Source organism: Enterobacter sp. HMSC16D10 (assembly GCF_001807145.1).
GTDB classification, from domain to species: Bacteria; Pseudomonadota; Gammaproteobacteria; order Enterobacterales; family Enterobacteriaceae; genus Enterobacter; species Enterobacter roggenkampii.
On record NZ_KV787878.1, the window covers coordinates 234,787 to 255,941 of the forward strand.

Consider the following 21,155-nt stretch of genomic DNA (forward strand, 5'->3'; position numbering starts at 1 on the left):
TTGTAGGCCCGGTAAGCGAAGCGCCACCGGGCGAAAAAAAACCTCTCACACGAGAGGTTTTTTATTTCAGCGGCTCTGAATCGCCAAATCACCCGGCAGCGTTTTCTGCATACGGTGCCAGATTTCACCGGAATCGTGACCGTAGCGGCGCACTGTCTCATACACCTGATCGTGCAGACCTTCGGAGCACAGCTTGCTCAGCTTATGGTAAAAGCCCAGCGCCAGGCTGCGGGCTTCGGGATTGGCAAAGTAGTGGCGGCCAATACGGGTGTAGAGCCCTTTCATGCCGTTGAGGATCAGACCGTACACCGGGTTGCCGGAGGCAAACGCCAGGCCACGGAAGACGTTGTAATCGAGGGTGGCAAACGCGTCGGCATGATCTTCCACCTCGTTGGCACTGGCCAGCACCGCAAGCGCATCTTCCGGATGCTGGCGGAAAGCCGTACGAATAAAGATCGTCGCGATGTTGGTGCGAACGGAGAGCAGATTATCAATGAGCTGCGGCACGCTTTCATGATCGAGACGCGCCAGCGTTTCAAGAATGTTCAGCCCGGAGGTTTCCCAGAAGTTGTTCACTTTTGTTGGCTTGCCGTGCTGGATCGTCAACCAGCCATCGCGCGCCAGTCGCTGAAGCACTTCACGCAGCGTGGTGCGAGTGACGCCAATCAGTTCAGAGAGTTCGCGTTCAGCCGGAAGAATGGACCCCGCAGGGAAACGATTATTCCAGATGCTTTCAATGATGTACTCTTCCGCGAAACCCGCCGGGCTCTGCGCCTTAATGACCATAGTGAGATTTCCATTACACAGCTTTTGCAAATTGGACTCATCATACCAGAGGCGTGCAGTGGCAGGTAGCGCGGCAAAGAGAGAAAAGAGGGATCGCCGTTTCATTTTTATGAAATTTACAATGCAGTCTTATCCGCGTCTGGACCGTGAATTTTGCGTATACTGATGTTTTGTCTTACTTGACGGGGAAGGACGTCTGTCGTGGAAATTTCTTTTGGGCGCGCTCTGTGGCGCAATTTTTTAGGCCAGTCTCCTGACTGGTACAAACTGATACTGCTGGTGTTCCTGGTCGTTAACCCTCTCCTCTTTTACGTGAACCCGTTCGTTGCCGGGTGGCTGCTGGTCGCGGAGTTTATCTTCACCCTGGCGATGGCGCTGAAATGCTATCCCCTGTTGCCGGGCGGATTGCTGGCGTTTGAAGCGGTAGTGATTGGCATGACCTCTGCCGAGCATGTCAAAGCAGAGCTGGCTTCAAATCTTGAAGTGCTTCTGCTGCTGATGTTTATGGTGGCGGGCATCTACTTTATGAAACAGCTGCTGCTGTTTATCTTTACGCGCCTGCTGCTCAGCATTCCGTCGAAAACGGTTCTCTCGCTGGCGTTTTGCCTTGCGGCGGCCTTCCTGTCAGCCTTCCTGGACGCGCTGACGGTCGTCGCGGTGGTGATAAGCGTCGCGGTGGGGTTTTACGGTATTTATCACCGCGTGGCCTCCTCTCGTCCGGGTGAGGATCTGCAGGATGACAGCCATGTCGATGCGCATAACCGCGAGGTACTGGAACAGTTTCGCGCCTTCCTGCGCAGCCTGATGATGCATGCCGGGGTGGGTACCGCCCTGGGGGGCGTGATGACGATGGTGGGCGAGCCGCAAAACCTGATCATTGCGAAAGCGGCGGGCTGGCACTTCGGTGATTTCTTCCTGAGAATGGCCCCGGTGAGCGTGCCGGTGCTGATCTGCGGTCTGGCGACCTGTTTGCTGGTGGAGAAGTTTCGCCTCTTTGGTTACGGGGCACAACTCCCGGAGCCGGTACGTCAGGAACTGCATAAATTCGATCTGCAGAGCCGACGCCAGCGGACGCGCCAGGAGACGCTGCGCCTGATTGCACAGGGGATCATCGGCGTCTGGCTTATCGCCGCGCTGGCGTTCCATCTGGCTGAAGTGGGGCTGATTGGTCTGTCCGTGATTATTCTCGCCACGACCTTTACCGGCGTGACGGATGAGCATGCCATCGGCAAAGCCTTTACCGAAGCGCTGCCGTTTACCGCCCTGCTGGCGGTGTTCTTTGCGGTCGTGGCGGTGATAATCGACCAGCACCTGTTCGCGCCGATTATTGCCTTTGTCTTACGGGCATCGCCGGATGCTCAGCTGTCGCTGTTTTACCTGTTTAACGGCCTGCTCTCGTCGATCTCAGATAACGTCTTTGTCGGTACGGTTTACATTAACGAGGCTAAGACCGCGATGGAGCAAGGCGTGATCAGCGCCGGACAGTTTGAACTGCTGGCCGTGGCGATCAACACCGGTACCAACCTGCCGTCGGTGGCGACACCCAATGGCCAGGCCGCCTTCCTTTTCCTGCTGACCTCCGCCCTTGCGCCACTCATACGTCTTTCTTATGGAAGAATGGTCTGGATGGCCCTGCCCTATACGCTGGTGCTTACGATCGTGGGATTGCTTTGCGTCAAAATTACCCTTATTCCCTGTACGCAATGGTTGATACAAGCGGGTATACTTGCGGCGCAGTAAACACTGCAACTCGGGCAGTTCGCTGCCCGTTTGCCTTTTCGCACGATAAACATCCAATTACGTTTTATTTCGCCAGGTACAGGTGGCGCGAAAAACGAATTCGTTTACACTGCGCTTTCTAAGCATGTTCCAGGGAAATGATTATGTTGAGATTTTTAAACCAGTGCTCCCGCGGTCGCGGAGCGTGGTTGTTAATGGCCCTGACCGCCTTTGCGCTGGAAATGGTCGCGCTGTGGTTCCAGCACGTAATGGGACTCAAACCTTGCGTGCTCTGTATTTACGAACGCTGCGCGCTGTTCGGCATTATGGGGGCTGGCCTGGTCGGCGCGATTGCGCCGAAGTCGCCGCTTCGCTATGCCGGGATCGCAATCTGGCTCTACAGCGCCTGGAAAGGCATTGAACTCTCCTGGCAGCACACGATGATGCAGCTGCATCCGTCACCGTTTATGACCTGCGATTTTGCCGCCCGCTTCCCTAGCTGGCTGCCGCTGGACAAATGGCTGCCGCAGGTGTTCGTTGCCTCCGGTGACTGCTCCGTTCGCCAGTGGGAATTCCTGACGTTGGAGATGCCGCAGTGGCTGGTGGGCATTTTTGCCGCCTACTTCATCGTGGCGCTGCTGGTGTTGATCGCTCAGCCGTTCAAACCGAAGAAACGCGATTTGTTCGGGCGCTAATTCGCCCGGCGGCGCTTCGCTTGCGCGGGCCTACGGTTTTGTAGGTCGGGTAAGCGCAGCGCCACCCGACACAACAGCGCACAATAAAAAACCCGCTTTGGCGGGTTTTTTTAATCTCAACGGGTCGGGTGGTTCATGATGTGATCTTCCCAGTCCCGCACCTCGGACTCTTTCACCGCAATGTGGCGCACGGAGATACGTTCGCCGTGCATCGCCGCTTTTGAACCGGTCAGCAGGGGGTGCCAGTCAGGCAGACCTTTCCCCTCCGCCAGCAGGCGATACGCGCAGGTATGCGGCAGCCATTCAAAGGTGGGCAGATTCTCACGGGTTAATTTAATGCAGTCTGGCTCGAACTCGAAGCGGCGCTCGTAGTTGCGGCACTGGCAGGTTTTGATGTTCAGCTGCTTGCAGGCCACGTTGGTGAAGTAGATTTCGTCCGTGTCTTCATCCATCAGCTTGTGCAGGCAGCACTGACCGCAGCCGTCGCATAAGGATTCCCATTCCGCGTCGGTCATGTCGTCGAGAGTTTTGCTTTGCCAGAAAGGGATGTCGTTCATCAGGATGTCCACACGTCAAAAGAAAGCGCACCTTATAACGAGTCTGGCACGTCGTTGCAAGTTTTGCCGCCCTTTTCAGGCGGCAAGAGGAGGTTACAGCACGCGGGTTTTCAGCGACAGGCCGTTAAAACCAACTTCAAGTTCATCACCGCTCGCGAGCGGACCAACGCCTTCCGGCGTGCCGGTCAGGATCACATCACCCGGCTTGAGGGTAAAGAAGCGGCTCATGTAGGCGATCAGCGGCACAATCTTATGGATCATGTCTGCCGAGGTACCCTGCTGGCGGATTTCACCGTTAACCTTCAGGCTGAGCGGCGTATCCTGCGGATCGCCGGTAAATTCGCTCACCGGCACAAACGCCGAAATTGGGCAGGAATTATCAAACCCTTTGGCTTTTTCCCACGGCTGCCCCGCTTTCTTCATTTTACCCTGCACGTCGCGTAGCGTCAGATCCAGCGCCACGCCGTATCCGGCGATCGCTTTTTGCACATGCTCTTCGGAGGCCTGACGCAGCGTTGCGCCGATCAGCACGGCGAGTTCCACTTCGTGGTGCACCGAGCCGAGCCCCTGCGGCAGGGCCAGCGGCTGGCGAATATCGCAAAGCGCCGTTTCAGGCTTAATGAACAGCACCGGCTCTTCTGGCGTCGCACTGCCCATCTCCTGAATATGTTTTGCATAGTTGCTGCCCACGCAAACCACTTTGCTGACGGGATAATCCAGTAATGCACCTTGCCAGTTATGATGTTGATACATGGTCGACCCCTAAACGGTTGATGTGTTGTGCTCAAAAACAGTTGAGACTATTTTTTACCGTTCGCCTCAAGATGCTGTTTTAATAAATTCTCGGGTGGCGGCGGAAGCTGTAAATAATAGCCCTGCTCGGCTAATGCCGTTTTCACTTTCTCCAGATCGGCATTCACCAGTTTCTTGCGACCATCCAGCGGCAGCAGCATCGCCATCTGCGGTCGGCCAAAGCTCTTCATTAATTCTTCAGGCACGCGTGAAAAATCGTCTTTATTTTCGACATAAAGATAGGTCTGGTCACGGGTTGTACTTCTGTAGATCACACAAAACATGTTTTTACTCTGAATTAATGGGTGGTTGCTTGCCTCAATATACTCCTGACTATAACATGCCTGATACTCTTCGGAATATCGCAGCGAGTGGTTGCGGTTAATAGCAAATTGAGTAAGGCCAGGATGTCAAACACGCCCATCGAGCTTAAAGGCAGTAGCTTCACCTTATCAGTGGTACATTTGCATGATGCAAAACCCGAGGTTATTCGTCAGGCGTTAGAAGACAAAATCGCCCAGGCTCCCGCCTTCCTGAAGCACGCCCCTGTTGTGATCAACGTCAGCGGTCTTGAAGCGCCGGTTAACTGGAAACGTCTCCAGCAGGCCGTCTCCTCGACCGGACTGCGTATTGTCGGCATCAGCGGCTGCAAAGATACTGAACTGAAAGCGGAAATTGACCGTGCGGGGCTGCCGCTTCTGAATGAAGGCAAAGAAAAAGCCCCGCGTGCGGCACCCGTTGCCGTCGAAACGCCCCCTCCTGCGGCGCAAAACGTTACAAACATCACAAAAACGCGAATGATTGATGTGCCGGTTCGTTCCGGTCAGCGCATTTATGCACCAAACTGTGATCTGATTGTTACAAGCCACGTCAGTGCTGGCGCTGAGCTGATTGCAGATGGCAATATTCACGTTTACGGTATGATGCGTGGACGTGCGCTCGCAGGTGCAAGTGGCGATCGGGACGCGCAAATATTTTGTACTCACCTGACGGCGGAACTGGTGTCCATCGCAGGTGAATATTGGCTGAGCGACAAGATCCCAGCCGAATTTTATGGCAAAGCGGCTCGCCTGCTTCTGGCAGACGACGCGTTGACCGTTCAACCGTTGAATTGATCCCTTTTTAACAAGGAATTTCTATGGCACGCATTATTGTTGTTACTTCGGGTAAAGGAGGCGTTGGCAAGACCACCTCCAGCGCGGCCATCGCTACTGGTTTGGCCCAGAAGGGAAAGAAAACCGTCGTTATCGACTTCGATATCGGCTTGCGTAACCTCGACCTCATCATGGGATGTGAGCGTCGCGTCGTGTATGACTTTGTGAACGTCATTCAGGGCGATGCCACGCTGAACCAGGCGCTGATTAAAGACAAGCGCACCGAGAACCTCTACATTCTCCCGGCTTCTCAGACGCGTGACAAAGACGCCCTGACCCGTGAAGGAGTAGAAAAGGTGCTCGACGAGCTGAAAAAAATGGAGTTCGACTTCATTGTCTGTGACTCCCCTGCCGGTATCGAAACCGGTGCCCTGATGGCGCTCTACTTCGCTGATGAAGCAATCATCACCACCAACCCTGAAGTTTCATCCGTGCGTGACTCAGACCGCATTCTCGGGATCCTCGCCTCTAAATCCCGTCGTGCGGAAAATGGCGAAGACCCGATTAAAGAACACCTGCTGCTCACCCGCTACAACCCGGGCCGCGTGAACAAAGGTGACATGCTGAGCATGGAAGACGTGCTGGAGATCCTGCGCATTAAGCTGGTGGGCGTTATCCCGGAAGATCAGTCCGTGTTACGTGCCTCTAACCAGGGCGAGCCAGTGATCCTTGATACAATGGCAGATGCAGGTAAAGCTTACGCCGATACCGTTGACCGTCTGCTGGGAGAAGAACGTCCTTTCCGCTTCATTGAAGAAGAGAAGAAAGGTTTCCTCAAACGCCTGTTCGGAGGATAAGTTATGGCATTACTGGACTTTTTTCTCTCGCGGAAAAAGAACACCGCCAACATCGCAAAAGAACGTCTGCAAATTATCGTTGCGGAGCGTCGTCGTAGCGACGCCGAGCCTCACTACCTGCCGCAGCTGCGCAAGGACATCCTGGAAGTGATCTGTAAGTACGTGCAGATTGACCCGGAGATGGTGACGGTGCAGCTGGAACAAAAAGACGGGGATATTTCGATTCTGGAGCTGAACGTGACGCTCCCGGAAGCGGAAGAGTCGCGTCCGTAGGTTTGTGATTTCGTCGCCCCGGTAAGCGCAGCGCCACCGGGGGAATATGCCGGGTTTATCACCCGGCATATTTTTTATCGCGGATAACCTTCCAGCAGCGTATTCAGGCGATCGGCCATCAATTCCCCGCGCCATCCCGCCATCATTTCCGGCATGCCATTCTGCGGCTTCAGCTTCCAGTGCCAGTTAAGCAGCTGGTTAATCTGACGGCGTGAGGCGAGCAGCTCCGCGCTCAGCTTGCTTTCCGTCGCCACCGTCTGCACCAGCGCTTTGATGTCCTTAAACGCTTTGCGATAGCCCGGCATATCCATCAGGTTCAGCAGCGGTTCCGGAAGCGCCTCTTCCGGCAACGCCTGCGCTTTTGCGACCAGCGCCAGCAGGGTTTTGCCGTGGAAACGGATTTCGCTGCCCGAAAGCCCAATGCTGTCCAGCTCGCCGAGGCTGCCCGGCATATAGCGCGCAACCGCCCAGAGATGCTCTTCGCGAACCACAAAGTTAACGGCCAGATCGCGCTCGCGCGCTTTACGCAAGCGCCAGTCTGCCAGCAGCTGCAGGCACGCCAGCTGACGCGTACGCAGCTGCCAGGCGTTGCTGATGTCGCGCCAGGCCTCTTTCGGATCCACCACTTCCTGACGACGCAGCTGGGTCATACGGCACTCGTCCAGCGCGGCGGACAGCCAGCCGGATGCCTCGGCTTCTTGCATCAGCTGTCCGGCGATCGGCAGCAGGTAAAACACATCAGCCGCCGCATACTCCAGCTGGCGCGCGGTAAGCGGACGGGCCAGCCAGTCGGTACGGGATTCGCTTTTATCCAGCGTCAGGCCCGTATACTCCTCCACCATGGCGGCAAAGCCCCAGGAGAGCGGTCGCCCGCTGAACGCCGCAAGGATCTGCGTATCAATCAGCGGCTGAGGCATAATGCCAAAGGTGTTCAGAAAGACTTCCAGATCTTCACTGCCTGCGTGCAGGTATTTCGTGACGGCGGTATTGAGCAGCAGATCGCGCATCGGCGTCCAGTCGGTAATGCCGAGAGGGTCGATCAGCGACACGTGTTTACCGTCGTACATCTGAATCAACCCCAGCTGCGGATAGTACGTCCGGGTACGGACAAACTCGGTATCCAGGGCAATGGCAGGAAAGTCGCGCGTCACTTCGCATAGCGAAGCCAGCTCGTCGTTGGTCGTGATCATCTGGTAATTCAAATCGGATTCTCTTTTGTTTGCGCCCATAAAAAACGCCGGCTTAACCGGCGTCTGGACGATTAACGTGAAGCTCAGGCCTTATTGTCTACTTTGGCACGGGCTTCGTCACGTAATTCTCGTCGTAATATCTTCCCGACGTTGGATTTCGGCAGCTCGTCGCGGAATTCCACCAGCTTCGGCACTTTATAGCCCGTCAGCTGACGACGACAAAACGTTATCAGCGCTTCCTCGGTGAGAGAAGGATCCTTCTTGACCACAAATATCTTCACTGCTTCACCGCTGCTGCCGGAAGGCACGCCGACCGCTGCCACTTCGAGTACGCCGCTGTGCTGCATGACCACGTCTTCGATCTCATTCGGATAGACGTTGAAGCCGGAGACCAGGATCATATCTTTCTTGCGATCGACAATGCGCAGGAAGCCCTCGTCATCCATCACCGCGATGTCACCGGTATGCAGCCAGCCGTCTTTGATGATTTCGTCGGTCGCATCGGGACGCTGCCAGTAGCCCAGCATGACCTGTGGACCTTTGACGCAAAGCTCACCCGGCTCACCCGGCGCGACTTCGTTATCGTTATCATCGACCAGTTTCGCTTCAGTGGAAGGAACGGGCAGTCCAATGCTTCCGCTGTGGTAGTCGATGTCATGCGGGTTAACGCTGACCAGCGGCGCGCACTCCGTCAGGCCATAGCCCTCCAGCAGATACTGGCCGGTAAGCTTCACCCAGCGCTCGGCCACCGCCTGCTGAACCGGCATGCCGCCGCCCGCAGAGAGATGGAGCGTGGAGAAGTCCAGCTGCTGGAACTCTTTGTTATTAAGCAGCGCGTTAAACAGGGTATTTACCCCGGTCATGGCGGTGAACGGGTATTTTGCCAGCTCTTTCACCAGCCCCGGTATATCACGCGGGTTAGTAATCAGCACGTTTTGACCGCCGAGCTCAATAAACAGCAGGCAGTTCATGGTCAGTGCGAAAATGTGGTACAGCGGCAGCGCCGTAATGACCAGCTCTTTGCCGGGATGCAGCAGCGGCCCGTAGGTTGCATTGACCTGCTCAAGGTTCGCCAGCATGTTGCGGTGGGTCAGCATTGCGCCTTTCGCCACGCCGGTGGTACCGCCGGTATACTGCAGGAACGCGAGATCTTCTGAGACCACTTCCGGCTTAACGTACTGCATACGATAGCCCGCATGCAGCGCGCGGCGGAAGGAGATAGCGTCCGGCAGATGGTATTTTGGCACCAGACGTTTGACGTATTTGACGACAAAGTTAACCAGCGTGCCTTTGGCGGTGGAGAGCTGGTCCCCCATGCGCGTCAGGATGACGTGTTTCACCTGGGTTTTGTCGACCACTTTTTCCAGCGTATGGGCAAAGTTGGACACAATGACAATCGCGACTGCGCCGCTGTCGTTAAGCTGATGCTCCAGCTCGCGCGGGGTGTACAGCGGGTTGACGTTAACGACAATCATCCCGGCACGCAGGATACCGAACAGCGCCACCGGGTATTGCAGCAGGTTCGGCATCATCAGCGCGACGCGATCCCCTTTTTGCAGCCCCAGCCCTTCCTGCAGGTACGCCGCAAACGCCCGGCTGCGCTCCTCCAGCTTACGGAACGTCATCACCTCGCCCATATTCACAAATGCGGGCTGGTCCGCGTAGCGCCTTACCGAGTGTTCAAATAATTCCACCAGGGATTGATAACGGTCAGGATTGATCTCAGCAGGAACATCTGCGGGATAACGGTTAAGCCAAACCTTCTTCAATGCATCACCTCTGAAATGAGTGTTCGTCGTCATCACAACCCCGATAATAAACAGTTTGTTAACATTATATTAACTCAGCGTACCAGTTTATTAATTGTTCAGATTTAAGGTTGCGAAGCGCGTCACTCTTTTTTTTCGTTTTATCCGTAAAAAAACAGAGACAGCGGCTGAGCCGCTGTCTCTTTTCTAACAATAACAGTAAGTTACTCAGTAACGATCGTCTGTACCTGTGCAGGCCCCGGGTTATACCAGCCCCAGCCCGGGTAGCCGTAACGATAAGGATGTGGACCCCACATCCACGGATCGATCGGCTGAGGCGGCATGATCACCTGCTGTGCCAGCCGCCAGCGCTTATAGCCGTTGACCTGCATGGTCATAAATTTGTACGGCGTGCTGCCGATTTTGCCCTGCACGGCGCCGGTAATCGGCCCGACGACGGTCACCAGCTGTCCGCGAAAATCAACCGGATCGAGGAACCCGCTGACGTCCGCATAGATGCGCCCGCGGGAGGCCTCGCCCAGCACAGGCCGCGCGCCGCTGTCCAGCGGAACGGTGGCGATCTCCAGACGGGTTTTCCCCTGCTGGTTTTGTACATCGATGACCTTACCGCCGAAGCGCGCTTCCTGGCCGACGTACAGCTCAGGTGCATTCATCACCCGAACCAGATCCTGCTGTGGCGTCGGGCTGCTGCCCTTAATCGCATCAGGAACGGAAACGCATCCGCTCAGTGCTATGGCAACCGCGCCTGCCATAATAAGGCGTACTACTTTAGTCTGAACCGCCATGATGCGACTCCTTTTTCTCAGTTCCTGTTACTGAGATTCACTCGCGGCCCGGAAGTTTCTTCCACGCGACGGTGTTTCGCAAATAAACCGGTTCCGCGTGTTCAACGGCCACGGTTTTGCCTGCTGCGAGCAGCTGGCTGGCAATCGGAAGCATATCTTCCGCAGCCGGCAGAAGCATGTTGCCGTCCACCAGCGTCAGCCCGGTGCCGTTCGCCATCTCAGGCCACGCCTGCCAGCCCGTACCGACGGTCGCCCACTCGCCGGACAGCTGCTTCAGCCGTTCCGTCACCGCTTCCGGCTTAAGCACGGCTTCCGTCTCTTCACCGTGCCACACGCCCTGCTCGTCGCGGGTGTATTCGGCCCAGTAGACTTCGCCCATGCGGGCATCAATCGCTGCCAGGACGCGCGTTGCCCCGGTCATGCGCCATGCGCCCTGTGCCATGGTGGCGAGGGTAGAGACGCCGATCATCGGCAGTTCGGCGCCCAGCGCCAGCCCCTGCGCAATGCCAATCCCGATACGTACGCCCGTAAAGCTGCCGGGGCCGCGGCCAAAGGCCAGCGCGTCGAGGTCGGTTAAGGAGGTGTTGCCCTGGGTTAAAATGGCTTTTACCAGGGGCAGAATGCGTTGGGTGTGTTCCCGTGGGCACTCTTCGAAATGGGCAGAAACAGCACCGTCGTTCAACAGAGCAACAGAGCAAGCCTCTGTCGCGGTATCAATAGCCAGAATTCGCATCAGTCGTCGCGCTCTCGCAAGGGTCAGTCACAAAATGGCGCGCATCTTAGCACACTCCGGGGTAAATTACTCCGCCGTTGGGTTTGCCAGGAAACGCACCGCGCGTTTTATGTCCCGCGTCCGCGGTGCGGGCGGCAGGCTTGCAAGGAAGGTTGCCCCGTAAGGACGCATCACCAGCCGGTTATCGCAGATGACCAGCACGCCGCGATCGGTGACGTCACGGATTAAGCGCCCTACCCCTTGCTTAAGCGTAATGACCGCATCCGGCAGCTGAACCTCGTCAAACGGATCGCCGCCGCGCAGGCGGCAGTCTTCCATCCGCGCCTTCAGCAGCGGATCGTCCGGGGAGGTAAACGGCAGCTTATCAATGATCACCAGTGAAAGCGTGTCGCCGCGCACGTCCACCCCTTCCCAGAAGCTGCTGGTTGCGACCAGCAGGGCGTTACCGGCGCTAACGAACTGCTGCAGCAGCTGGCCTTTGCTGGTTTCGCCCTGCAGCAGCACCGGTAGCGTCATGGTGGCGCGGAACTGCTCGGCGAGGTCGCGCATCATGGCGTGGGAGGTGCAGAGCATAAAGCAGCGGCCGTTATTGGCCTCGATCATTGGCTTCAGCATCGCCGCCAGCAGCCGGGCCGCACCCGGCTGGTTGGGAAGCGGCAGATTGCGCGGCACGCAGAGCAGCGCCTGCTTTTCGTAATCGAACGGGCTGGGCAGAAGCAGCGATTCCGCCTGCTCGATGCCGAGGCGCTCGGTGAAGTGGCGCAGGTCGTCATTCACCGACAGGGTTGCCGACGTGAAGATCCAGCTGCCCGGCTTTTGCGCCATCACCTCTTTAAATTTATCCGCCACCGTCAGCGGCGTGAGCGCCAGGGTAAAGTGGCGCGAGGTGCATTCGTACCAGTAGCTGTAACCCGGCTGGTTAATCTCTTTCAGCCGCTTCAGCCGCCCGCGATAGAGCGTGGCGCGTTCGAAGGCCGCATCCAGCAGCGCGGAACGGCCGAGCGACAGTTTCGCCACGTCGTAGCAGAGCTCAAGCGCATCATCGAGCAGCAGCAGCGCGCGCTGGATGTTTTTGTCCGCCAGCAGCTCGCGCAGGTTGCCGCGATAGCCCGGCTCGCCGAGCTGTAAACGAAAATCCTGCGCGCTCTGCGCCAGACGATCGGCGCACTTCTGCAGCTGCTGGGTATCTTTGAGTTCGGTCCGGTACGCAATGGTGAAATCTTTCGCCAGATCCTGCAGCTGGCGGCTGGAGAGCGACTGCCCAAAATACTGGCTGGCGATGTCCGGCAGCTGGTGGGCTTCGTCGAAGATCATCACGTCCGCCTCCGGGATCAGCTCACCAAAGCCGCTGTCCTTAACCACCATATCCGCGAGGAACAGATGGTGGTTCACCACCACCACATCCGCATCCATCGCCGTTTTGCGCGCTTTCACCACGAAGCAGTCTTTATACAGCGGGCAGTCGCTGCCGAGGCAGTTGTCGTTAGTGCTGGTCACCAGCGGCCAGGCGGGAGAGTCTTCCGGCACGCTCGCGCAGGTGCTGATGTCGCCCTCTTCGGTCTGGTTCGCCCAGGCGCGAAGGATAATGACGTCGCTCAGGGTTTGCACCGGCAGGTCACCGCCCGCCAGCGCCTGCTGCTCAAGGCGTTCCAGGCAGAGATAGTTGGAGCGCCCCTTCAGCAGGGCCAGACGGCCTTTATATTTCAGCGCTTTTGCCACGGTGGGCAAATCGCGGCTGTAGAGCTGATCCTGCAGCGCCTTCGAACCGGTGGAGATAATCACCTTTTTTTTCGCCCGCAGCGCCGGCGCAAGGTAAGCATAGGTTTTACCCGTACCGGTACCCGCTTCGACCACCAGCGGCTGAGCCTTATCGATGGCGCGTGCAACGGCATGCGCCATCTGTCGCTGAGGCTCACGGGGTTTGAAGCCGGGGATAGCCTGCGCTAATTGACCTTCAGGGGAAAAATCGTCTGCCACGGTGCTCTCTCACTGTATTTTTGCACAAGGATTATGTCAGCCCATCCTCTCCTGTGCCACCCCAAATAGTGACGACACGAGAACAATATGGCAGTCTTGCCGCCTGACGACGAAAAATAACGAGGAAACGTTTATGACAATTGTGCGCATTGATGCCGAAGCCCGCTGGTCTGATGTGGTGATCCACAACCAGACGCTCTACTACACCGGCGTCCCGGCGAACCTTGACGCGGATGCGTTTGAGCAGACGGCCAATACCCTGGCGCAGATTGACGCGGTGCTGGAAAAACAGGGCAGCGACAAATCCCGCATTCTGGATGCGACGATTTTCCTGGCGAACAAAGATGACTTCGCGGCGATGAACAAAGCCTGGGATGCGTGGGTGGTGGCGGGTCACGCGCCTGTACGCTGCACCGTACAGGCCACGCTGATGAAACCGGAATACAAGGTAGAGATTAAGATTATCGCGGCGGTTTAAGCCCGATTACTCTTCATCTTCATCCTCGAAACGCGCCACGATCCGCTCGCCGGTATGCGTGGCGCGCAGTTCTTCCGCCACCTGGGAAATCGCCTGTCCGCTGCTCATCCCCTGGGACATCAGTTCCTGAATTCGCTCAACCGCTTTCTGCTGCTGTTCATGGCTCAGAGAAGGTAAACCTGCAAACATCGTCAACTCCTGCTAAATTATTCGCGCTAATTATTTCACGCTGCCCGGTAGTATGCCACACATGAACATGCGCTTCCCCACTGTTATTACCCTGCCCTGGCGGACAGACGCCGCTGAATACTGGTTTTCCCGCCTGAGCCATCTTCCGTTTGCGATGCTGCTGCACTCCGGCCATGCGGACCATCCCTACAGCCGCTTTGATATTCTGGTCGCCGATCCGCTGAAGACGCTGACAACCGATGACCTGTCGCTGACGGACGATCCGCTGGCGCAGCTTCAGCACGATATTAACGCGCTGGGCTTATCCGCTACGCCAAACCCGGACCTTCCCTTTCAGGGAGGCGCGCTGGGCCTGTTTGGCTATGATTTGGGCCGCCGTTTTGAAACGCTGCCCGAGCGTGCGCAGGCTGATATTTCCCTGCCAGATATGGCCGTGGGGCTGTATGACTGGGCGTTAATCGTCGATCACCTCAAAAAAACGGTTTCCCTGCTGAGCCATCGTGACGTCCAGGCGCGTCTGGACTGGCTTGAGGCGCAACAGGCTGCACCCGCAGAGACGTTCACGCTGACCTCCGGCTGGCGCTCCAACATGAGCGCTGCGGAATATGCCGAAAAATTCGCGCGCGTTCAGGCGTATCTGCAAAGCGGCGACTGCTACCAGGTTAACCTCGCCCAGCGCTTCCAGGCGACCTATCGGGGAGATGAATGGCAGGCGTTTACCCGCCTAAATGCCAGCAATAAGGCGCCGTTCAGCGCATTTGTCCGTCTGGAACAGGGGGCGATCCTCAGCCTGTCGCCCGAGCGTTTTATTCATCTGGCCGAGGGCACGATTCAAACCCGTCCGATTAAAGGCACGCTGCCACGCCTTGCCGATCCCGACGCCGACCGCAAGCAGGCGGAAAAACTCGCCGCCTCGCCGAAAGACCGCGCCGAAAACCTGATGATTGTCGATCTGATGCGTAACGACATTGGCCGGGTGGCCGTGCCGGGCAGCGTCCGCGTGCCGGAACTGTTTGTCGTTGAGCCTTTCCCGGCGGTGCATCATCTGGTCAGCACCATTACCGCGCGGCTGCCTGACTCGCGCACGGCCTGCGACCTGCTGCGCGCCGCGTTCCCGGGCGGCTCCATCACCGGTGCGCCGAAGGTGCGGGCAATGGAGATCATTGATGAACTGGAGCCCCACCGGCGCAATGCCTGGTGCGGCAGCATCGGCTATATCAGCCTGTGCGGCACGCTGGATACCAGCATTACCATCCGCACGCTGACCGCCTGCAACGGAAACCTTTACTGTTCGGCCGGGGGCGGGATTGTTGCCGATAGTGAGGTCGATGCGGAATATCAGGAAACCTTTGATAAAGTTAACCGTATCCTGAAACTACTGGAGTAATCACGGGTGGAAAAAGAGAACCTGACGCTGGATGACTTTTTATCGCGTTTTCAGCTACTAAGACCGCAGGTCAACCGCGAAGCGCTGAATCAGCGTCAGGCGGCCGTGCTGATCCCGGTCGTGCGTCGCGCACAGCCGGGCCTGCTGCTCACCCAGCGTTCCGCCCATTTACGCAAGCATGCCGGTCAGGTCGCTTTTCCGGGGGGCGCGGTAGACAGCTCCGACGCCTCGCTGATTGCCGCCGCGCTGCGCGAAGCGCAGGAAGAGGTGGCCATTCCGCCGGAGGCCGTTGAGGTCATCGGCGTGCTGCCGCCCGTCGACAGCGTTACCGGTTTCCAGGTCACGCCGGTGGTGGGCATTATCCCGCCGGGCCTGCAGTATCACGCCAGCGTCGATGAAGTCTCTGCGGTGTTTGAAATGCCGCTGGATGAAGCCCTTCGACTGAGTCGTTATCACCCACTGGATATTCAGCGTCGCGGGCATAACCATCGGGTCTGGTTGTCCTGGTATCAGCATTATTTTGTCTGGGGCATGACGGCGGGCATCATTCGTGAACTGGCGCTGCAGATCGGCCTGAAACCTTGACTATACTTTACATTCCGCCCTCTTCTGCCAGGTTTGCGATCTGCGTCGCGCTATTAGCAAAACCCATCGTTAACCATTAGTTTAATTCATGTGAATAGTTAAGCCGAGGTCGGTGTTCCCTCTTACACTATGCGCAGTTATAACATCGTTACTGGAACCCCGGTAACCCTGTCAGGAGTGTGAAAGTGATTAGTATATTCGACATGTTCAAAGTGGGAATTGGCCCTTCGTCTTCCCATACTGTTGGCCCGATGAAGGCCGGTAAACAGTTCGTCGATGATCTGGTCGAAAAAGGATTACTGGAAAGCGTTACCCGTGTGGCCGTGGATGTTTACGGCTCGCTGTCATTAACGGGTAAAGGCCACCACACCGATATCGCCATTATTATGGGTCTGGCAGGCAATATGCCGGATACCGTTGATATTGATGCCATTCCGGCATTCATCCGCGACGTGGAAACACGCGGCCGCCTGCTGCTGGCAAACGGCCAGCAGGAAGTCGATTTCCCGCAGGATGACGGCATGCGTTTTCGCAGCGACAACCTGCCGCTGCATGAAAACGGCATGACCATTCACGCATATAGCGGTGAAAAAGAGATTTACAGCAAAACGTACTACTCCATCGGCGGTGGCTTCATCGTGGATGAAGAGCATTTTGGCAAGGACAGCGTCGGCGACGTCAGCGTACCGTACCCGTTCAAATCGGCTACTGAAATGCTGGGCTACTGCAAACAGACCGGTCTTTCCCTGTCCGGCATGGTGATGCAGAACGAACTGGCCCTGCACAGCAAAAAAGAGATTGAAGACTATTTTGCCAACGTCTGGCAAACCATGCGCGCCTGTATCGATCGCGGGATGAACACCGAAGGCGTTCTGCCGGGTCCACTGCGCGTGCCGCGTCGTGCCTCCGCCCTGCGCCGCATGCTGGTGACCACGGACAAGTTCTCCAACGACCCGATGAACGTGGTCGACTGGGTAAACATGTTTGCCCTGGCGGTTAACGAAGAGAACGCCGCCGGGGGCCGCGTCGTAACGGCGCCAACCAACGGCGCGTGCGGCATTGTTCCTGCGGTGCTGGCGTATTACGACCACTTTATTGAGCCCGTAACGCCGGACATCTATATCCGTTATTTCCTGGCGGCAGGTGCCATCGGCGCGCTGTACAAGATGAATGCCTCCATCTCCGGTGCGGAAGTGGGCTGTCAGGGTGAAGTCGGCGTGGCCTGCTCCATGGCGGCGGCGGGTCTGGCAGAGCTGCTGGGTGCAAGCCCTGAGCAGGTCTGCGTGGCGGCTGAAATCGGTATGGAACATAACCTCGGTCTGACCTGCGACCCGGTCGCGGGCCAGGTGCAGGTGCCGTGCATTGAGCGTAACGCGATTGCCTCGGTGAAAGCCATCAACGCCTCTCGTATGGCGATGCGCCGTACCAGCGAACCTCGCGTATCGCTGGATAAGGTGATTGAAACCATGTACGAAACGGGCAAAGACATGAACGCGAAATACCGCGAGACGTCCCGTGGTGGCCTGGCCATTAAGGTGCAGTGCGACTAATACTGCCTTTCGCCCATCTGCAACGGATGGGCGAATTTCCCTCTTCTTCCTCGTCTCCTTCTGCTTTCCCCACTACACTTTCACTGTTGCGTCCGGCTTTTGTGGCTGGTGGCTTATCCGGCGACCGTTCATGCAAACTGCACAAACGATCATTAAAAACTATCGCCGAAAACGCGTTATCGTCTGCGTGACGGTTGCGCTCCTCACGCTCATCCTGACGCTAGGCATTCGCTTTATCTCCCAGCGCAACGTTAACCAACAGCGGATCCTCGATTTTACCAGCCATACCGTTCGCGCCCTTGATAACGTTCTGCTTTCCCTGGAAAACCACCGCAACGTGCTGCAGCCGCTGGTGGGGCAGCCCTGCCCGCAGGTGCAGCTGGCGCTGCGGCAGCAGGCAGCCATTTTGCAGACGGTACGCTCCATTGCCCTGATCGAAGACGGTATCCTGTACTGTTCGAGTATTTTCGGCAACCGCAGCGAGCCTGTGCGTGACGTCCTTCAGGAGCTCCCCGCCAGCACGGCGAAGCTGATTTTATCGACCGACCAGTGGCTGCTTAAGGGCAGCCCTGTTTTGATCCAGTGGTATCCCGTCTCTCAGGACGGTGAAGATGGCGTCGTCGAGATTATCAATATCGACCTGATCGCCAGAATGATCCTCGAGCCCCAGCGTCCGCTCATCAGTGACGTGGTGCTGACAGTCGGCAATCGCTTTTTACGCTACGGTCAACGCGTCACCGACAGCCTGACGTTTGATGAGGAGAGCGCCCTTTTCCAGCAGTCTTCAACCCAAAATCCTTTCAAGATTACGGTCGGCGGACCTGGCCCCGGAGAGTTAGCCTTAAAAAGCCTGCCCGCCCAGCTGCCGCTGGGACTGATGCTCAGCCTGCTGCTGGGCTATCTCGCCTGGCTGGCGACGGCAAACCGGATGAGCTTTACGTGGGAGATCGATATGGGCATTGCGGCGCGGGAATTTGAGCTTTTCTGCCAGCCGCTGGTGAATGCCCGCACCCAGGCGTGCACTGGCGTGGAGATCCTGCTGCGCTGGAATAACCCCCGTCAGGGTTGGATCACCCCGGAGGTGTTTATCCCTCTGGCAGAAGAACATAACCAGATTGTCCCCCTGACCCGCTACGTCATCGCCGAAACGGTGCGCCAGATAGGCTACTTCCCATCCAGCCCCGGTTTTCACATCGGCATTAACGTCGCCGCCAGCCATTTCCGCCACGCAGTATTGATACAGGATCTGAACCGTCTCTGGTTCAGCGCCTGTCCGCGCCAACAGCTGGTAATTGAACTCACGGAACGGGATGCGCTGCTGGACGCGGATTATCGCATCGTGCGTGAACTGCATCGCAAAGGCGTGAAGCTTGCTATCGACGATTTCGGCACCGGGAACAGCTCCCTCTCCTGGCTTGAAAAGCTGCACCCGGACGTCCTGAAGATTGACCAGTCTTTTACGACCGCCATCGGCACCGACGCCGTGAATTCAACGGTGACGGATATGATTATTGCGCTGGGCCAGCGGCTGAATATCGAGCTGGTGGCGGAAGGGGTTGAGACTGAGGAGCAGGCGCGCTATTTACGCCGTCACGGCGTACCTGTGCTGCAGGGATTTTTCTATGCGCGGCCGATGCCGCTGCGGGACTTTCCAGACTGGCTGGCGGGAAGTGCTCCCCCGCCAGCGCGTCATAACGGGCACATCGTGCCCTTAATGCCGCTGCGTTAAGCAGACTTACTCATCTTCATCGTGGGCAGATTGTTCTTTAACAATGCGGACCATATCAACGCGATAGTCGTTGGCTTCGACAATGGTAATGTGCAGCGGCGGCAGCTCAATCACATCGCCGACGCGCGGGATCTGCCCGTTCACGGCGATAACCAGACCGGCAACGGTCGCGATGTCTTCTTCATCGTTGACCACGTTTTCCAGCCCCAGCGTGTGCGAGAGCGCGTGCAGGTCGGTCGTACCTTTAACCAGCCAGCCTTCACCGTCGGCAACAATTTCCGGCGTTTCGTCTTCATCCGGGAATTCACCGGCGATCGCTTCCAGCACGTCCAGCGGCGTCACCAGCCCCTGCACCACGCCAAACTCGTTGGTGACGATAACAAAGCTACCGCGCGCGCGGCGCAGCACACCGAGCAGGTTGATCGGATCCAGCGTTTCCGGCACCACAATCGCAGGCGATGCAGCAGCAACGGCTTCGACGTTAACGCCTTCTTCCAGAGCGACCAGCATCTCTTTTGCCCTGACCACGCCGATGATCTCATCCAGCTCGCCGCGACAAACCGGGAACAGGCTGTGCGGTGAAGAGAGCAGCTGCTGGCGAATTTCATCCACGCTCAGGTTAGCATCGACCCAGCTGATCTCCCCGCGCGGCGTCATGATGCCACGCAGCGAACGGGAGGCCAGGGAGAGCACGCCGTTAATCATGTAGCGTTCCTGTTCCACAAACGCCCCTTCCGGCACCGGAACCGGGTTGTGGTTTTCGGAATCAGACTGAACGTTCACCTGACGACGACCGCCCATCAGACGCAGAATGGCATCCGCGGTACGGGCGCGCAGCGGCTGATTTGACTGCTGCTTAATAAAGTTACGACGCGCAATCTGGTTGAACAGCTCGATCAGGATCGAGAAGCCAATCGCAGCGTACAGGTAGCCTTTCGGAATATGGAAGCCAAAGCCTTCCGCCACCAGGCTCAGACCAATCATCAGCAGGAAGCTCAGACATAGCACCACCACCGTCGGATGCTGGTTCACGAAACGCGTCAGCGGTTTCGACGCCAGCAGCATGACCGCCATCGCAATAACCACCGCTGCCATCATGACCGGCAGATGGTTCACCATGCCGACCGCGGTGATCACCGCATCCAGCGAGAAGACCGCATCCAGCACCACGATCTGCAGCACCACCACCCAGAAACTGGCATAGCCTTTACCGTGACCATCATCGTGCTGCCGGTTTTCCAGCCGCTCATGGAGCTCTGTCGTCGCTTTGAAGAGCAGGAATATCCCCCCGATCAGCATGATCAAATCACGGCCGGAGAAGGTGTAATCCATGACGGAGAACAACGGTTTGGTCAGCGTGACCATCCACGAGATAACGGAGAGCAGACCCAGTCGCATGACCAGCGCCAGCGAGAGACCAATCAGACGCGCTTTATCACGCTGTTTTGGCGGCAGCTTATCCGCAAGGATGGCGATAAACACCAGGTTATCGATGCCGAGAACAATCTCCAGCACCACCAGCGTGAGCAATCCTACCCAGATTGACGGGTCCATTAAGAATTCCATGACAAGCTCCTGCTAAAGGAATGACGAAACGGTGCCCCACTCAACGTGGGCAAAACAGAGGCAGACAGAGTCGATACGTGGCGAGGATCGCCGGTGAAAAAGGCGCGAAATGGCCTGAAAGATGACTGACGTCGGTGACGGTCCATATAGTGGGCTGTAGCCCTATACTCCTGAACAATTAAACGGAGGCTAAACATATCAGACACAATGCATTTTTAGCAAAGATTTACGTTCCTTTGCAAAGATCTGTAACACAGTGGCTGTACCCTTAAGATAAATCTGTCGCGCGTGGCTAAATTACGGATCTTCATCACATAAATTATTTTTTCACTATCTAAAATAATTCGCGGAAGTCTTAGTTTTTGAACTCTAACCCTTATCTGAATCGATTCGGTTCGCCAATACGATTCTCAGTACGACTGCCCGGCAGGCGTATTAATGATA

21 protein-coding genes are annotated in these 21,155 nt (G+C 57.0%); 10 read left to right on the top strand and 11 right to left on the bottom strand.

Features of this window, described 5'->3' with window-relative positions:
• Positions 1-66: 66 nt before the first annotated feature.
• The gene (gene fadR / locus HMPREF3143_RS12000) at positions 67-786 is read right to left on the bottom strand and encodes a fatty acid metabolism transcriptional regulator FadR (protein ID WP_008500512.1); all 720 of its coding nucleotides are present in this window, start codon (positions 784-786) and stop codon (positions 67-69) included.
• Positions 787-987: 201 nt separating this feature from the next.
• Here fadR and nhaB point away from each other — a divergent pair, with 201 nt between their 5' ends.
• Positions 988-2,526, top strand: coding sequence for a Na(+)/H(+) antiporter NhaB (gene nhaB, locus HMPREF3143_RS12005; protein WP_023325493.1), 1,539 nt, complete (start codon positions 988-990; stop codon positions 2,524-2,526).
• Positions 2,527-2,669: 143 nt separating this feature from the next.
• Entirely contained in the window at positions 2,670-3,200 is a 531-nt protein-coding gene (gene dsbB / locus HMPREF3143_RS12010; RefSeq protein WP_021240406.1) for a disulfide bond formation protein DsbB, read from the top strand.
• A gap of 116 nt (positions 3,201-3,316) precedes the next feature.
• On the opposite strand, the gene HMPREF3143_RS12015 is transcribed toward dsbB, so the two are convergent.
• The 3 genes from HMPREF3143_RS12015 to HMPREF3143_RS12025 all read right to left on the bottom strand — a co-directional run bounded on the left by HMPREF3143_RS12015 (position 3,317) and on the right by HMPREF3143_RS12025 (position 4,833).
• Entirely contained in the window at positions 3,317-3,757 is a 441-nt protein-coding gene (locus tag HMPREF3143_RS12015; RefSeq protein WP_008500509.1) for a YcgN family cysteine cluster protein, read from the bottom strand.
• A gap of 93 nt (positions 3,758-3,850) precedes the next feature.
• Complete coding sequence (locus HMPREF3143_RS12020) at positions 3,851-4,510, bottom strand: fumarylacetoacetate hydrolase family protein (RefSeq protein ID WP_070533189.1); 660 nt, start codon at positions 4,508-4,510, stop codon at positions 3,851-3,853.
• Positions 4,511-4,557: 47 nt separating this feature from the next.
• Positions 4,558-4,833, bottom strand: a complete 276-nt coding sequence (locus HMPREF3143_RS12025) for a YcgL domain-containing protein (RefSeq protein WP_070533191.1) — start codon at positions 4,831-4,833, stop codon at positions 4,558-4,560.
• A 123-nt stretch (positions 4,834-4,956) separates the two neighbouring features.
• Between HMPREF3143_RS12025 and minC the strand changes: the two genes are divergently transcribed.
• The 3 genes from minC to minE are packed head-to-tail and all read left to right on the top strand — an operon-like array spanning position 4,957 to position 6,773.
• Positions 4,957-5,664, top strand: coding sequence for a septum site-determining protein MinC (gene minC / locus HMPREF3143_RS12030; protein WP_008500506.1), 708 nt, complete (start codon positions 4,957-4,959; stop codon positions 5,662-5,664).
• Between the two features lie 23 nt (positions 5,665-5,687).
• The gene (gene minD / locus HMPREF3143_RS12035; protein WP_008500505.1) at positions 5,688-6,500 is read left to right on the top strand and encodes a septum site-determining protein MinD; all 813 of its coding nucleotides are present in this window, start codon (positions 5,688-5,690) and stop codon (positions 6,498-6,500) included.
• A gap of 3 nt (positions 6,501-6,503) precedes the next feature.
• Positions 6,504-6,773: a cell division topological specificity factor MinE gene (gene minE, locus HMPREF3143_RS12040; protein ID WP_008500504.1), complete on the top strand. Its 270-nt coding sequence runs from the start codon at positions 6,504-6,506 to the stop codon at positions 6,771-6,773.
• Between the two features lie 74 nt (positions 6,774-6,847).
• On the opposite strand, the gene rnd is transcribed toward minE, so the two are convergent.
• The 5 genes from rnd to HMPREF3143_RS12065 all read right to left on the bottom strand — a co-directional run bounded on the left by rnd (position 6,848) and on the right by HMPREF3143_RS12065 (position 13,227).
• On the bottom strand, positions 6,848-7,963 hold the full coding sequence (gene rnd, locus HMPREF3143_RS12045; RefSeq protein WP_139145867.1) for a ribonuclease D: 1,116 nt from the start codon (positions 7,961-7,963) through the stop codon (positions 6,848-6,850).
• 83 nt (positions 7,964-8,046) lie between these two features.
• On the bottom strand, positions 8,047-9,732 hold the full coding sequence (gene fadD / locus HMPREF3143_RS12050) for a long-chain-fatty-acid--CoA ligase FadD (RefSeq protein WP_014884268.1): 1,686 nt from the start codon (positions 9,730-9,732) through the stop codon (positions 8,047-8,049).
• Between the two features lie 203 nt (positions 9,733-9,935).
• Complete coding sequence (locus HMPREF3143_RS12055; protein ID WP_023293933.1) at positions 9,936-10,517, bottom strand: Slp family lipoprotein; 582 nt, start codon at positions 10,515-10,517, stop codon at positions 9,936-9,938.
• A gap of 37 nt (positions 10,518-10,554) precedes the next feature.
• Positions 10,555-11,250: a tRNA (adenosine(37)-N6)-threonylcarbamoyltransferase complex dimerization subunit type 1 TsaB gene (tsaB, locus tag HMPREF3143_RS12060; protein ID WP_008500500.1), complete on the bottom strand. Its 696-nt coding sequence runs from the start codon at positions 11,248-11,250 to the stop codon at positions 10,555-10,557.
• Positions 11,251-11,316: 66 nt separating this feature from the next.
• The gene (locus tag HMPREF3143_RS12065; protein WP_070533195.1) at positions 11,317-13,227 is read right to left on the bottom strand and encodes a DNA repair helicase YoaA; all 1,911 of its coding nucleotides are present in this window, start codon (positions 13,225-13,227) and stop codon (positions 11,317-11,319) included.
• 133 nt (positions 13,228-13,360) lie between these two features.
• Between HMPREF3143_RS12065 and HMPREF3143_RS12070 the strand changes: the two genes are divergently transcribed.
• A complete protein-coding gene (locus HMPREF3143_RS12070; protein WP_008500498.1) occupies positions 13,361-13,705 on the top strand; it encodes a RidA family protein in 345 nt (114 codons plus the stop codon).
• Between the two features lie 6 nt (positions 13,706-13,711).
• Here HMPREF3143_RS12070 and HMPREF3143_RS12075 read toward each other — a convergent pair whose 3' ends face one another.
• The gene (locus HMPREF3143_RS12075; RefSeq protein WP_008500497.1) at positions 13,712-13,894 is read right to left on the bottom strand and encodes a YoaH family protein; all 183 of its coding nucleotides are present in this window, start codon (positions 13,892-13,894) and stop codon (positions 13,712-13,714) included.
• A gap of 61 nt (positions 13,895-13,955) precedes the next feature.
• On the opposite strand from HMPREF3143_RS12075, the gene pabB reads away from it, so the two are divergent.
• The 4 genes from pabB (at position 13,956) to HMPREF3143_RS12095 (ending at position 19,145) form a co-directional block, all read left to right on the top strand.
• Positions 13,956-15,281, top strand: a complete 1,326-nt coding sequence (gene pabB, locus HMPREF3143_RS12080; protein WP_032675020.1) for an aminodeoxychorismate synthase component 1 — start codon at positions 13,956-13,958, stop codon at positions 15,279-15,281.
• 6 nt (positions 15,282-15,287) lie between these two features.
• The gene (locus HMPREF3143_RS12085) at positions 15,288-15,866 is read left to right on the top strand and encodes a CoA pyrophosphatase (protein WP_063435828.1); all 579 of its coding nucleotides are present in this window, start codon (positions 15,288-15,290) and stop codon (positions 15,864-15,866) included.
• A 185-nt stretch (positions 15,867-16,051) separates the two neighbouring features.
• Positions 16,052-17,416, top strand: a complete 1,365-nt coding sequence (gene sdaA, locus HMPREF3143_RS12090) for an L-serine ammonia-lyase (protein WP_032675023.1) — start codon at positions 16,052-16,054, stop codon at positions 17,414-17,416.
• A gap of 130 nt (positions 17,417-17,546) precedes the next feature.
• Complete coding sequence (locus HMPREF3143_RS12095; protein WP_032675024.1) at positions 17,547-19,145, top strand: EAL domain-containing protein; 1,599 nt, start codon at positions 17,547-17,549, stop codon at positions 19,143-19,145.
• A 6-nt stretch (positions 19,146-19,151) separates the two neighbouring features.
• On the opposite strand, the gene yoaE is transcribed toward HMPREF3143_RS12095, so the two are convergent.
• Positions 19,152-20,711 (bottom strand): CNNM family cation transport protein YoaE, encoded by a 1,560-nt coding sequence (gene yoaE, locus HMPREF3143_RS12100; protein ID WP_008500492.1) that lies wholly within the window; start codon positions 20,709-20,711, stop codon positions 19,152-19,154.
• Positions 20,712-21,155: the final 444 nt, after the last annotated feature.

What these genes read in the sequence shown, in the direction of transcription:
- HMPREF3143_RS12020 (WP_070533189.1), bottom strand. Translation starts at nt 4,510, where the DNA reads ATGTATCAACATCATAACTGGCAAGGTGCATTACTGGATTATCCCGTC.
- HMPREF3143_RS12015 (WP_008500509.1), bottom strand. Translation starts at nt 3,757, where the DNA reads ATGAACGACATCCCTTTCTGGCAAAGCAAAACTCTCGACGACATGACC.
- HMPREF3143_RS12095 (WP_032675024.1), top strand. Translation starts at nt 17,547, where the DNA reads ATGCAAACTGCACAAACGATCATTAAAAACTATCGCCGAAAACGCGTT.
- tsaB (WP_008500500.1), bottom strand. Translation starts at nt 11,250, where the DNA reads ATGCGAATTCTGGCTATTGATACCGCGACAGAGGCTTGCTCTGTTGCT.
- fadR (WP_008500512.1), bottom strand. Translation starts at nt 786, where the DNA reads ATGGTCATTAAGGCGCAGAGCCCGGCGGGTTTCGCGGAAGAGTACATC.
- minD (WP_008500505.1), top strand. Translation starts at nt 5,688, where the DNA reads ATGGCACGCATTATTGTTGTTACTTCGGGTAAAGGAGGCGTTGGCAAG.
- minE (WP_008500504.1), top strand. Translation starts at nt 6,504, where the DNA reads ATGGCATTACTGGACTTTTTTCTCTCGCGGAAAAAGAACACCGCCAAC.
- dsbB (WP_021240406.1), top strand. Translation starts at nt 2,670, where the DNA reads ATGTTGAGATTTTTAAACCAGTGCTCCCGCGGTCGCGGAGCGTGGTTG.
- HMPREF3143_RS12055 (WP_023293933.1), bottom strand. Translation starts at nt 10,517, where the DNA reads ATGGCGGTTCAGACTAAAGTAGTACGCCTTATTATGGCAGGCGCGGTT.
- HMPREF3143_RS12070 (WP_008500498.1), top strand. Translation starts at nt 13,361, where the DNA reads ATGACAATTGTGCGCATTGATGCCGAAGCCCGCTGGTCTGATGTGGTG.
- pabB (WP_032675020.1), top strand. Translation starts at nt 13,956, where the DNA reads ATGAACATGCGCTTCCCCACTGTTATTACCCTGCCCTGGCGGACAGAC.
- yoaE (WP_008500492.1), bottom strand. Translation starts at nt 20,711, where the DNA reads ATGGAATTCTTAATGGACCCGTCAATCTGGGTAGGATTGCTCACGCTG.
- HMPREF3143_RS12025 (WP_070533191.1), bottom strand. Translation starts at nt 4,833, where the DNA reads ATGTTTTGTGTGATCTACAGAAGTACAACCCGTGACCAGACCTATCTT.
- minC (WP_008500506.1), top strand. Translation starts at nt 4,957, where the DNA reads ATGTCAAACACGCCCATCGAGCTTAAAGGCAGTAGCTTCACCTTATCA.
- rnd (WP_139145867.1), bottom strand. Translation starts at nt 7,963, where the DNA reads ATGATCACGACCAACGACGAGCTGGCTTCGCTATGCGAAGTGACGCGC.
- HMPREF3143_RS12075 (WP_008500497.1), bottom strand. Translation starts at nt 13,894, where the DNA reads ATGTTTGCAGGTTTACCTTCTCTGAGCCATGAACAGCAGCAGAAAGCG.